Raw genomic sequence first — 12,613 nt, 5'->3', positions numbered from 1 at the left:
CGAGGATCACATGCCCGCCGACGAAGAGGTAGGGATTCACTGCGCGCGTGGGCCTTTGACGGGAAGCCGTCCGGGGTTGTCAGTGGCCGCCTATACGCTCCCCTGGTGATCATTGAACGTGACGCTCGCGTTGTCCCTCCCCGCTACCCCGACCGCGACGTACGCAGAAGGATGGGCGACGCGTTGGGCAAAGCCGACGAAGCTGACCTGCTCGCTGCGTACTTGTGGGTGCAGGAAGTCTCGATCGGCCGCGAAGCCTGCACCCAGCTGCGAAGGCAAAGAGATGCCCTCCGTAGAAATCTTGAAAAGCTGGAGAAACTCAGGGGCGACTCGCACTTTCGCGGGCGCACCTGGGACTTCACTCGGGCCGAACTTGATTTGGTCTTCGATGAGTTCATCAAGACGGTGAACGATGAGCTCGACCTCATCGGGCGCTGCTTGCAGCAAGCGAGTCTGGCCTTCGAGGAACTCAGCACGCTGCCCGAAGAAGACCTGTCCACGCGCTACGCTCCAGGCCGTGTCGACTCTCCGCTGAACACTATCGCCGAGCAGTGGGACGAGATCGTGCCCAGCACAGACCGCTTCGAAGCAATGAATCAATGGGCGCTGGCGGAAGCGGACCGGCTCGAAGCTGTTGATGACCGGAGGAACCTCTTCGCCCAGAGTCAGGAGAGCTACAGCCTGCGGCGCATCCAGGGTTTCGATGGCAAGGACTTCGAGCTTCTCGTCGCGTGGCTCACCCAGCGCGACGGGATGAAGGTGATCCGTCAGCACGGAGGGACCGGGGACCGGGGTGCGGACGTCATCTCTCAGACGCCTGACGGCCGGCGTGTGGTGGTGCAGTGCAAGCAGACCAGCAGGACTGCCAAGCACATGGTGACCAGTACGAACGTCCAGACGTTCAATGGCACTGCTCGCCTTGAGCACAAGGCTGACATCGCGCTGATGGTCACGAACGGTACCTTCTCCGAGCCAGCGCGCGATTTCGCCAATGATCACGCGATCCACTTGATCGGTGCAACGGAACTGGAGCGCTGGGCTACATGGGGAGACTCCCTGTACGAGGTCGTGGGAATTTCGCAGGGAAGCTCCAGTGAGGCAGCAGCAGCCTGATCCTTCTGCTCTGGTACGGAAGGTCGATCACGCCGACCGCGCGTCCGACTTGGCTGCCTGCGGGGCGGCAGGACCGGTCTTCGCTGTGCCCGGCAGCAGGGTCGTGTTGCTGCCGGGGGGTCTCAGCGTGTGAATCGCCGGGTCAGTTGTTCGGCGGTGAGCTCCACTCGCCCGGCCTGGAGGTCGTATCCGAACATGCGTGTGGGCCGGTTGAGGTATTCGGACTTTGACGGGTACTGGAAGTAGAGGATTTGCCCGCATACGGGGGCTACGTCTCGCATGAGTGTGTCTTGGCACGTGCCCAGGACGGTGATGCCGTGGGCGGTGGCGACTTTGGTGATCGCGCTGAGCACTTCGCGTCGGTGTTCTTGGCCCAGGGAGTCGCCTAGTTCGTCCAGGACGAGCACTCGGCCTTGGGCGTGAGGGGCTGCCAGGAGGGCGGCGAGAACGAGGTGGATGGAGAAGAGCTTTTCCTGGGCGGTGTTGGTGACGGTGTCGTAGGCGAGCATCGGGCCGTTGGGGTTGCGTCGCCACCGTGGTGTGACGGAGCAGCGCCAGCTGTGGTCGGTGTCCGTGGGCGGGTCGATCTGATAGTGCAGGTCTGCGCCGAAGAGGCCGGCGTCGCGGTTCAGTTGGTCCAGTGCCGTGGTGATGTTGTCGAGGGCTCCGGCGACGCGTTGGGTGATGACTTCCTGGGTGTGTCGGAGTTCCTCGGCGAGGGTCTCCACCGATCGGGAGATGAAAGCGTTCTCCTCAAGGCGCTCGGCACGCACCTTCTCTACGGTGGTGTGGATGTCGGCGTCGGCGGCCTCGTTGTCGGTGAGCCACTCGCTGAGTGCCTGGAGTGCGGCGTCGGCTTTCGCATCGAGGTCGGCGTCGTCGAGGCGGCTGGCGTGAGCGAGGGCGACAGTGGGGTAGCCGCTGGTTGCCGCCCGAAGGGTGAGGGCGACCATGCAGCCGTCGACGGTCGCGTTGGCGGACATGTGGAGTTGGGCGGCGGAGCGCCGTTCCCGGGGCGGTTCGCCGTGGGGCGCGGCGGGTGGAAGCGGTGCTTCGTTGAGAAGCTGCGTGTACTGCGTGGGTAGCCAGTCTGCGGGCCAGTTCAGCAACGTACGGGCAGCTTCAGCGTCCAGCCCCAGGTCGGCTGCCGCGGCGCTGGCGCCGTCTCGTTCGATGACCGCCTCTTGTTCGCGGCGCTCACGGTCGCAGTTTTGGAGTGTGATCTTCGTTTCCCGGATGCGCCGCTCGAGTTCTTCGATCCGTTGCTTTCGGCCGCTGAGGGCGGTTTTGGCCATGGCCCAGGCGTCCACTGCCTCGTCAAGAAGGGTTGCGACCTGGGGAAGCGTGTGGCGTCTGCGGGTGAGTCTGTCAGTGGCTTCGCTGTGGTCTTTCAGCAGTTGCGGTAGGGCTTCGAAGGCCTGGGCGCGCGTGAGTTCAGCCTCTGCCAGGGTGATGCGGCGTGCGAGATGCTCAAGGAGGTTCTCCGCTCTCTGCTGGCTGAGCAGGGCCTCGTGGTGTCGGGCGCGCAGCTGGGCGCACAAGGCGGCCCGCCCGACGGTCGGGTTGGGGAAGGCTCCGACGATGTGGACGCCGAGGGCGTCGACGCTGGAGTGCGGGGGTTGTTGGGTCCATTGGGTCTGGGCGGCGAGTGCGTGCAGGAACTGGCGTGCAGGTTCTGGCGCCGAGCGGATGCCTGTGGGCCACGTGGTCGCGTGGCTGGTGGGTGAGGTGGCGGTTGGGGTCCTGTCTGGGTTCTCGGTGATCAGGACGGCGCCGGGCAGGGCGGTCAGTGCTGTGAGGGCGGCGGGCAGATCGGCATGTGCTATGCAGACGGCGTCGCGCCACGGGTGAAGGGCGGCTTCCCACCTGTCCCGCATCTGGTCGTCGAGGTCGATCTGGTCGAGCAGTCCGACGCCGGTGATGTCCTCCTCGGCGGCCAGCGTGTGCAGGACCTCTCCGACGAGTCCTGCTTGTCCCTGCTCGGCTTTGCGGAGTTGGTCTGCGTAGTTGTGGGTGTCACGTTGGGCGATGCCGCGGTTGATCTCCGCTTCTGCCGTCTGCTGGGCGAGCAGGGTCAGCTGTTCCTGGAGCGCGGCCGCGGTTTCGCCGGCGTGGGCGGCGCTGAGGGTCCGGGCCTCGTCCAGTGCCTTTTGCGCCTTGGCGAGTTCTTCTACCAGGCGGCGTTCTTCGGTCTGTGCGTTGGTCAAGTCGGTGAGGCATTGGTTCTTGGTCTGCTCGGCTGTTTCGCAGGCCTGCTCGAGTGCGGTGAGGTTGGAGGCGTCGGTCTTCTGGGCCTCCAGGTCTCCTAGAAGATCGGTCGTCGTCTTGAGGGTGGCCGCGGTCTGGGGCAGGAGGGTCTCGGCACTGCGCAGCTGTGCGGTTTCGTCCAGCAGGATGCGGGCCAGGGCGGCGCGGCGGTCAGCTTCGGCACTGCCGATCTTGCGGCGGAGTTCGTCTCGGGCCTCTGCCTCGCGGAGCATGGTGTCTTCCCGGGCGAGTGCCTGTTCGTGCCGTTGAAGGGCCTTGGCGTACTTGTCTCGCTTGTCCTCCAGTGCCTTACGCTGCCCTTTGTCGTGTTCGAGCAGGCTGGAGCGGCCGGACAGGGTGATCAGGGCATCCCCGATGTGGTCGGGTGAGTAGGTGCCGGCTTCGAGCTTGAGCAGGGAGGGCCGTGAGCGTACCTGCCCGCGAGACGCCACGTAGGCCAGTACCTTCGGCGATCGGCCGTAGAGCTGGTTGGCGTATTCGCTGGAGCCCAGTGCCTCGACACCGAGTTGCTGGTAGAAGGCCGGTGCTGCGCGGTGACGCTCGTCGTCAGTTCCGTCGGTAAGCAGGTGGACGCCGGGATGGTGGCGTACTTGGACATGGGGTGAGTCGTTGCTGATCTGCAGCCAGACGCTGTGCGGGCGGCTGCCGTCGGATTCTGCGAAGACGCCGGCGATGTAGCCACGGTCGGCTGCGTCGACCAGCTGGGTGGAGGCCCCGGCGATGACGGGTTCGAAGAGCAGGTTGACGGTATTGGCTGTGCCGTTGCTGGTGATCTGCCATTCGGGGTCGCCCAGGAGCAGCGCCACGGCGGCGAGGAAGCTGGTCTTGCCTGACTCGTTGGAGTCTTTGGGGCCCCGGCCTGTCACGGCGATGAAGGTGCCGGGAATCAGTGCCACCGGGTCGCTGGTGAGCCGGGCGATGGCGAAGGTCTGGACGGCGACCAGTTGCCGGCTGCCGATGATGCCGGTGGACAGTTGGCTGTCGGGGCCGGGCGGGATGGTCACGTGTGCTCCTGGGACGGGGCGGTGGGGCGGGCGGCTTGGCGCCGCCGTGCGATGGCGCGGGCGAGGTGGCCGTCGGGCCGGCCGGCGAGGATGAGGTCCTCCCACAGGGCGGCGATGCTGGGTTCACTCAGGCGCTGCAGGCACGGGCCGGGGACGTAGTTTCCTTGGCCTGCGGTGTCGACCATCCCTGCCGCGGTCAGGGTGCGCAGGGCCTCGCGGATCGTGGTTTTGGTCAGCGTGCGGTTGCGGGCGAGTTCGCGCAGGGTGACGGAATGCTGGGTGGCGTTCCATTGCGGGTGCGTGTGGCGTCCCTGGGCTCGTGGCAGAGCGACGGTGTGCAGAAGGACCAGGGCGAGGACGGTTCGCTCGGCCGGGCTCAGGGTGCCGATCCCGGCCGCGGCGAGTGCTTCGGCGACCGGGTCTGGGTATCCGGTGGTCCAGGTGCCCTGGGGTGTGCGGATGAGCATGCGGCCGATGTCGGCCAAGGCAGCCTGGACGTGGGCACGGATATCGAGGTCGTTGAGGGCCGGCAGGTCGCGTGGGGGCAATGGACCTCGTGCGGTTTCCAGGGCAGTGATGATGCTGCGGCTGATGTGCTCGCTGCTGTGTTGAGCATCGTCGGGCGGGGTGAGTTCGTGCGGCGAGGTGGCGGTGTCCGGATCGCCAGCGTGCGCCTGTGGGGGATGGGGTGAGGAGTGCACGGTGTGCTGCTGGTAGGGGTCAGGCAGCCGGTGGTGGCCTCTGCGGAGCGCGGCGATGGTGGGACCGGGCAGAGTGGCCACGGCGGGCCCCAGATACAGCATCGGGCCGACCGCCACGATGAGACCGTGCCCGGGCAGTAGGCGCTCCAGAGCGGTGGAGACGCTTTTGGAATCCGCGCCCAGGTGCGCGGAGGCGGTCTCGATCAGCTGGGCGGAAAAGGGCTGGCCGGGGTAGTGCGGCAGCGTGGGATCGGGCCATGCGGCCTTCAAGCACAGAGCCCAGACCAGGGTGGGAATGCGGGCCAGAGCGGCGGGAGCCTGCTCCCCCAACTGCTCGATGTCCGGGGCGCTGCCGGCGGGCCACCCCAGCCGCAGCGTCATCATGCTCTCCCCTGCGGCCCGGAGCTGCAGCACGGTCCGGCCCGCTCGTTGGGCGGCATCAGCGGTTTCCTTGAGCAGGGCTGCACTGCGGGGGGCGGCGACTGATCCCGCGGCGCGGATGGCGGCCAGCAGGAGTGCGGACGGGGACGGTGGGGCGCTGTCACCGGTCACGGTCGTGGCCTCCCGCGTCGCCTCCGGCGTGGAGGGTGATGTCGTGGAGGTAGGTGACCTTGGCGGCGGGATCGACGCGTACCGGCACGGCGATGTCGATGTGGCAGTCGACGCGGGGATCTGCATCGGCGGCCAGGAGTTCGACCAGCAGTCGCCCGGCTCCGGGCCAGCCTCGTGCTTCGAGTACGTCGGCAAGGTGTGTGTGCTGCTGCCCGCCGAGGAGGTCCTCCAGGAGGATTTCCTGGCGGAGGATCTCGTGCTGGGTGGCGTCGTCCAGGACGGCGAAGGGGTCGGCGTCGTCATCGGGTGTCGGCTGGGGCGGGGCCGGACGCGGTCGAGACGGCCGCTGCGGGGTGTACGAGGCTGCGGTGTCAACCACGTGCTGGCCGTCGATCCACACCGGGGGCGTGTCGGCGACGAGGAACTCGCCGAAGTGTCCGAGACGGTCGATGCCGGCGGTCTTGGCGAGGTGGAGGTACTCGGCGGGGGTGAGGACGTCCAGGTTCAGGCTTCCGCCGCCGTGCTCCAGGATTTTGTCGATGGCCGCGAGGAGTTGCTGGCGGTAGAACTGTGCGGCCTCGATCAGCGCGGTGGCCGCGTCCTCCAGGACGAGGTCACCGGAGAAGGCCCGGGTGACCAGCTCGTTCAGGTCTGTCACCTGGCGGGAGAAGTCGGTGTGGTCGTGCTGGCGCTGGGCGTTGATGAGTTCTGCGGGCGTGGCCATGATGACCTGCCGCTGCAAATCCAGTGCGAAGACCGTCAGTCCGTGCCGGCATGTGCGCAGCGCTTGCAGCACGGGAGTGGGATCTGGGTCGTCTCGTTCCAGCAGCTCACGTGTACGGTCCAGCAGCCCGATGAGTTCGTCGACTCCCCCGTGCAGGGCGAGGCGTTCGGCGGCGATGGCGCCGGCAAGGCCGGCGGGGCGCATGACGTAGCGGTCCTGGTGCTTCTTGAGTACGTAGGGCTCCAGGAAACTCATGTCGATCATCAGCGACAGGCGTGAATCCAGGACGGCTGAGGGCCAGCCCCTCCCGCTGGGTCCCAGATACTCCCGCATCTGGTTTCGGGTCAGTCCGCTGGAGGCGGCGTGTTCGGCGAACACTGCGACGACGTCCGCGGCCAGGCGGACCAGTTCCGGGTCCTTCACCAGTGCCTCGCGGTGGGCGGCCAACGGTGCGAAGAATGCACGCCAGTTCATCAGCCGTTGGCCGGGGGCGAGGAGCACCTGGTCCTGTTCGTCCAAGGGCAGCTGACCGCTGGTCACCGTGTCTTCTCCTGGCTCGGGTGGGCGGGCCCAGGTACGGGCAGGTGGAGGAAGGGCTCCAGCAGCTCGGGCAGGCGGGGAAGAACGGAGGGGTAGAGCGTCTCTTGCTCTCGTGACTCCCCGCTCTCGGCGACGGCGAGGGCCAGCTCGCGCAGGGGACCCGTCACGTACTGTGCCAGGTCCGTGGCGTGTTCGGCGTCAAGGGCCTTGTCTTGCTCGGGATTCTTACGCCGCCGGTAAGGGCCTTCGCGCCATAGTTCCACGTCCATTCCGACGGCGTGCACCGGTGTGCCGAGCCGACGGGACAGGTCATGGATGATGCCGATGCCGTCGGCGTCCAGATCACACCAGGCGACGATCGGCCTGGGCTGCAGCCACTGGAGGAACGTGACGAGCTGATCGCGTGCGTAGCCGACGCCCCAGACGCACAGCCACTGTTCGGTCAGCTCCGGCAGTCTGCGGCACACGGCTCCGAAGGTGTCGGAGTTCTCGATCACCAGTACACCGCGGGCGCTGCACTGGGCCTGGCCGATCACTCGGATGCCCTGTGAGGGCAGTCCGACCCAGGGCTGGGCGACCGCGGCGTCTGCGGCGACCTCGCCGATGTGCCACGACAGAGGTCCCTTCACCCGAAGGTCGGTGTCTTCTTCACGGACTGCGTCCTCGAAGTCCACGCCGATGAGGTTGGCAAACCCGACCTGTTGCTGCGCCGTCCACGTCTTGGAGCCTCCCAGCGCGTGCGCGGCCAGCTGCTTCAAGGTCACTTCTTTCTCACCTTGACCACGCAGCTCCCACCACTGCGCTGCGGCCCGAACCGCGGCCTCGTAGACTGACCACGCCGCCGTCCGGACGCGGCTTCCAGCGGGAACGACCAGCCCCGCTCCTTCGGGGACTGCGGCAAGAATCTGGCGCTCCTGCGCGAGCTGTTCAACCGGTTCCATCACCTGCAGAAGCTCGCGGCGCGCACGGCGCGGATCACGGGCGCCACGCAGTTCCGCCAGGCGATCTTCCGCCTGCTCCTGCCAGGCCTGAGTCAACGTCCAGCGCACGGGTCGGCCCAGTTGGAGCAATTCGTCGACCTCGCAACGCAACACCACCGCCCCGCAGCGGACCAGGTCGGCTGTCACCTCGAAGGCCTGCCCGCCGAACCGCTTGACGACGGAGGTCCATTCGCGTCGGCCGGAGTCCAGGACCCACACCAGGTGTGACGGCGACAGCCCTTCGGGCGCTCCGAACAGGGGCACTTCGCCGGCTGGAACCAAGTCCACCCGCGTGACGTTCAGTTTGCGCCGTCGGTCGCGTGGCAGCCTGTCCTGTCCGTCTCGCCGTGTCGGGACTGTGACGGCACGCAGTCCCTCTGGTACTCCCTCAAGTGCGACGGGCACCCGTCCGAACGATTCTCCGAAGAGCAGTCCGCCCCCGGTACGCGCAGCGACTCCCACAGGTCTTCCCCACTCCCCGCGCCGCGGCATGCGTCAGCGGCTGTACGCGCTCGCCCCTGTCTTCGCGCACTGCGACGGGCCCGTGGCCGAGCGGCTCTGTTGCCCATCGAGGTTATCCGTGCGTTGGATAAGCGACAGAGCCTATGAGCTGAGGCGTATGTCACTTCTCAGAAATGTCATCACCATGCCGTCTAAAACGCGACTGGTCCACACCAATTGCTCTGGGGTCACTGCTGACGCTTTCGGCTCAGTCTGCGGGAGCACTGCACCCTCTGAAAGAGGTGCGATCACCAACGACGCGCTGCTGCCGCGTAAGTGAACGACGTCAGTCCCTGCTCCGACTTCGCCGATCGTCCGACGACGAGTGGTGCGGAACACCGGGGATGCCGTGACCATGCTGCCGGAAGGGAACCTCATCCGGGTGTCGCCGGACGCGCGCGCCGCCAAGCGACGTCGAAGGACAGATTCTCGTCGCTGACCGCGGGGACGCCGCCGGTCCAGGTCATCCTCACCACCCATAGCCCCAACCTGGCCTCGGCCATTCCAGTCGAACACCTCACGCTCGTCGCTCGCGGTCCAGGATGCAGGCCAACGCCACCGGGCTCTGCGCACCGTCGCGCTGGAAGATCCGGCTGTAGCGGAAGAAGCCCACCCGCGCAGACCTCAGGACAACCGCGACGATGCCGTTGGCAGACCGTACGACGGCAGCACGCCTGACGACATCACGATTCCCGGATTGTCACCTCGAACCACCGGGCGCGGAGTCACCGGATTCTTCTCGGGGGATGTGATTGACGAGTTCCCCGGGTTCCACATCGAGCCCTGCAGCGATGTCCAAGAGCGTAAGAACGCTGGGTCCACGCTGCCCGTGCTCGATATAGATGAGGCCGCGGAAGCTCAGCCCGCTGCGTTCTGCGAGTTCTTCCAGGCTGTATCCCCGCTCCTCTCTGAGGCGACGGATTTGCATACCCAGGGACAGGAGTCGCGGGTCTGGTGACGGTTCACGTGCTGGCACACGGTGACTCGACCGTCACACCTTTGCGTGCACCATGAACAGCTGTGCATAACTACCGGTTGTAGCGGACAGTATCGCCCTGGCGGACAGCAACAACGCCGTGGGGCACGTCGTCAAGCCAGCGCGAGAGGGCAGCGACGGGTCCAGCACGCAGCTCAGTTTCGCGGGCAGGGCGCATGAGCAAGCCAATCGAGCCGTTCGATCGCTGGCACAAGAGATATCCGAAACCAGAACGTGGTGACGCACCGTGCCGATGTGGCACGCCAGATCAGCCGCTGTATCCGTCTGCGGACCACGGCCGCGGCCATCGGTGGCAGGCCCGGTACACCGACTGCTCAGGAAAAGAGAAGCGACCGGCCTTTGCCACCTGGCAGGAAGCCCGCGGCTGCCTTGACAAGGTGCTCATAGAATCCGAAAGACAGGCGACGCGAGACAGCACCCCGGGCAGCCTGCAAGTTGAATACTTCGCAGCCGAGATGATGGAAAGGAAACGCAAGCGGAAGAAGAACACCAATACCTGCGACACCTACGAAAGCCATCTCCGCAACCACATCCTGCCCTTCGCCGGCGACCGCACGGCAACCAGCCTGCGCCGCCCCGATTCCATGGCCTTCGTCGACTACCTCCTCGACAAGGAAGGCATTGACTCGGCCTGCACCGTCCTCCAGATCTTCAAGACCTGGCGCATCCTTATGCATTACATGCTGGACGAGGATGTCCCGCTCCCTCCCAACATCGTGGCGCGGATCGAACTCCCGGACGTCACACCACGCGTCAAGGTCGCACTGTCTCCCGGGCAGGTCGCAGCAGTCGCAGCGGCAATGCGAAAGGTAGCGCCGCGCTATGAGGTGCTGGTCTGGCTCGGAGCCTGCGCCGGACTGCGCCAGGGCGAGGCCTTCGGGCTGAAGCGAAGTCAGGTGGCCTGGGGACACGACCTGCTTCACATCGAAGAGCAGCGGCAGCGCGGTAAGGCCGTGCGCCTCAAGACCGAGGCCAGTTACGCAACCTTGCCGGTGGATCGCTTCCTGATCGAGCGGCTGCTACACCACGTGTCACGGTTCTCCGAGCCGGAGCCCGTCTCGCCAGCCGCCGAGCGCCGACGCAGGGCACGCGGTTACGTTGAGCCGCCGGACGAGGGCCTGATCGTCACGAACCGTTTTGGCCGCCCTGTACTGAACACCGATTTCCATCAGAAGTGGCGAAGGGCAGTGAAGCAAGCCGGGCTACCGGACAGAACCCGCTTCCACGACCTCAAGCACTTCTACACCACTACGCTCGGCGGTTCCCGCAAGCACGACCCGAAGACGGTGCAAGCGCTCTCCCGGCACGCCAGATTCTCCGAGACCTGGGACACCTACGCCCACCCGCCCCTCGCTGTGGAGGAGGTCACGGTCACCGTGTTCGGAACCGCCTTCTCACACATCGACGCTCCCACGACCTCGTCGCGGAACGAGTCTGCCTTCGGTTCTTGCGCGTCGTCCGCGTCCTGACGTGCCTGCCATCTCCTGCCTCCAACTCGGCGTCCAGGAGCAGCCTCAGTCGCACCTTGCCTCGATGACCTTCTCGGCAGATCGCCCTCCCCTCCCTCTGCAGCCATCACAGGATCCAGCCAATTCGTTGCGGTTCCCGGTTGCCTCCGTTCGAACCTTCGACCGCGGTTCGGCTCCTGGCTGAGCCCTGGCCGCGTCGAGCAGCACGGCAGCAGCTCCGGCGTCCGTTTTCGGACTGTGCGCGGGTATGTCCCCTTGTGTGCGCCCGTCGCATCCGACCTAGCGTCTCGATCTTGTCGTGACGCCACCGATGCGACGTAGGGGGAATAGCCGTGGCAGAAGCAGCACAGGTGCTCAAGGAACTGGTGCAGGCCTGGAGTGTGCAGATCGACTCGACCGGCGCGTTGGCGGGGGCCGTTGCCGATGCCGCCGCGAAGGACGACAAGGAACGACGAGAGGACGGGCGCGAACCGCTTCGGCGGAAGCCGGGCTTGAGGGCGTTGCCGGCCACCGAGGGCGGCCCGTCGGTCATGTTCACGCCGTGGGATGTGCTGCACGCGCTGGGGCGTGCCACCGTGCTGTCCCGGCATGGAGCCGGGCGTGGGCTGGCTGAGCACTGGGGTTGTCTGAAGTACTGCCAGGCACTGGACGGCAGCCCTGGTCGGTATATGGCGCTGTCGGAGGAAGGGTTGAACCCCAGGCGCCACTACAAGACCGTGCAGTCGGGTGAGTTGGGCATCGGATTCGCGCTCGCCGTCGCCGAGCAAGCCCTCAAGAAGCGGTACCCGGACCACTTGATCTCGGTCGTGGACGCGGACATTGCCCTGCAGGCGGGCTGGGCGTTGGTGGGCAAGGACGTCAAGCGACGGGACTGGGTGAAGCTGCGCCCCGACTTCCTCCTGGAGGCCTGGAAGCCCGGCGAGCCGTCGAAGGTCATCCCCCTCGCGTGCAAGGGGACCCATGCGAAGGGCTCTTACGCGCATACGCAGCTGGCCGCTGCCTCAGCGCAGGTCGAGGCGGTGCACGTGGGCCCCTGGGATCAGACGCCGACCCTGGTGACGTCGACGGAGCTGCTCGGCCAGGGCGGCATCATCGTCCATGTGCTGCATGCCCCCGGTGACGGCTCCCTGTCCATGCCACCGGACGCTCTGGACGCGGATCGCGAGCTGGAGGACCTGAACATCTACCCCGACGTCCGCATCCCGGGCGCTGCCGGGGAGGACGAGCAACTCGTGAGCGGCTTCCAGGTACTGCCGGATCAGTACCCCTGGTTCCGCAGGGCGCTCGCACGGGCAGGGGCAGCCGGGCTGATGGGGTTCACCGGCGGCGGTGAACCGACCGCGCAGTACCTGACGGAGCGGCAGGGGAAGCGGCACTTCAAGGGCTTCACGCATGCCGGTACGGGAATCGTGCAGGACATCGATCACGAGATCGGCGGGATGACCTTTGTCGGGACGGATCACGTCTTCCGGCTGAACGGCACGCGGGTGGAGGCATTCTCCGGTCTCGAGGCAAGCCTCTTCGATCACCTGCGCGACGGGCGGGTGGAGGAGTACCGGCGCCAGGCACACGCTCTGCGATCGAGGTGGAGGTCTGTCCGCCGCCAGGACGACTGGGACGGCCCCGTTTCGCTGCGCGAGGACGGTTCCATCATGGCCATGCGGCTGCTGCCCGAGCCGCCCCGCAATCGCCGCCGCCTCCGCGCCCTCTGATCCGAGCCGACGGCGGGTGTTGCCACTCCCGGCTGGCTGAATGGTGCCCCTG

Annotated in this window: 8 protein-coding genes; 3 read left to right on the top strand and 5 right to left on the bottom strand. The window is 66.6% G+C overall.

Going from position 1 to position 12,613, the window contains the following annotated elements; translation table 11 throughout:
- The first annotated feature begins 105 nt into the window (after positions 1 to 105).
- Positions 106 to 1,113 carry a restriction endonuclease gene (locus AB0M97_RS10305; protein ID WP_365960333.1) on the top strand — a complete coding sequence of 336 codons (1,008 nt, stop codon included), beginning with the start codon at positions 106 to 108 and terminating at the stop codon, positions 1,111 to 1,113.
- Between the two features lie 122 nt (positions 1,114 to 1,235).
- On the opposite strand, the gene AB0M97_RS10300 is transcribed toward AB0M97_RS10305, so the two are convergent.
- The 5 genes from AB0M97_RS10300 to AB0M97_RS10280 form a co-directional block, all read right to left on the bottom strand.
- On the bottom strand, positions 1,236 to 4,385 hold the full coding sequence (locus AB0M97_RS10300) for a hypothetical protein (protein ID WP_365960332.1): 3,150 nt from the start codon (positions 4,383 to 4,385) through the stop codon (positions 1,236 to 1,238).
- The gene (locus tag AB0M97_RS10295) at positions 4,382 to 5,638 is read right to left on the bottom strand and encodes a hypothetical protein (RefSeq protein ID WP_365960331.1); all 1,257 of its coding nucleotides are present in this window, start codon (positions 5,636 to 5,638) and stop codon (positions 4,382 to 4,384) included. Before AB0M97_RS10295 ends, AB0M97_RS10300 begins: the two co-directional genes overlap by 4 nt.
- Positions 5,628 to 6,902, bottom strand: coding sequence for a hypothetical protein (locus tag AB0M97_RS10290; RefSeq protein WP_365960330.1), 1,275 nt, complete (start codon positions 6,900 to 6,902; stop codon positions 5,628 to 5,630). The genes AB0M97_RS10295 and AB0M97_RS10290 overlap by 11 nt, the downstream gene beginning before the upstream one ends.
- Positions 6,899 to 8,170 (bottom strand): Wadjet anti-phage system protein JetD domain-containing protein, encoded by a 1,272-nt coding sequence (locus tag AB0M97_RS10285; protein ID WP_365960329.1) that lies wholly within the window; start codon positions 8,168 to 8,170, stop codon positions 6,899 to 6,901. The genes AB0M97_RS10290 and AB0M97_RS10285 overlap by 4 nt, the downstream gene beginning before the upstream one ends.
- A 913-nt stretch (positions 8,171 to 9,083) precedes the next feature.
- Positions 9,084 to 9,311, bottom strand: coding sequence for a helix-turn-helix transcriptional regulator (locus tag AB0M97_RS10280; protein ID WP_365960328.1), 228 nt, complete (start codon positions 9,309 to 9,311; stop codon positions 9,084 to 9,086).
- 224 nt (positions 9,312 to 9,535) lie between these two features.
- On the opposite strand from AB0M97_RS10280, the gene AB0M97_RS10275 reads away from it, so the two are divergent.
- Positions 9,536 to 10,849 (top strand): site-specific integrase, encoded by a 1,314-nt coding sequence (locus tag AB0M97_RS10275; protein ID WP_365960327.1) that lies wholly within the window; start codon positions 9,536 to 9,538, stop codon positions 10,847 to 10,849.
- 332 nt (positions 10,850 to 11,181) lie between these two features.
- Positions 11,182 to 12,561 (top strand): hypothetical protein, encoded by a 1,380-nt coding sequence (locus tag AB0M97_RS10270; protein WP_365960326.1) that lies wholly within the window; start codon positions 11,182 to 11,184, stop codon positions 12,559 to 12,561.
- Positions 12,562 to 12,613: the final 52 nt, after the last annotated feature.

This window comes from Streptomyces sp. NPDC051207, from assembly GCF_040682395.1.
Classification (GTDB): Bacteria; Actinomycetota; Actinomycetes; order Streptomycetales; family Streptomycetaceae; genus Streptomyces.
This window is presented reverse-complemented; position numbering and strand designations above follow the sequence as displayed.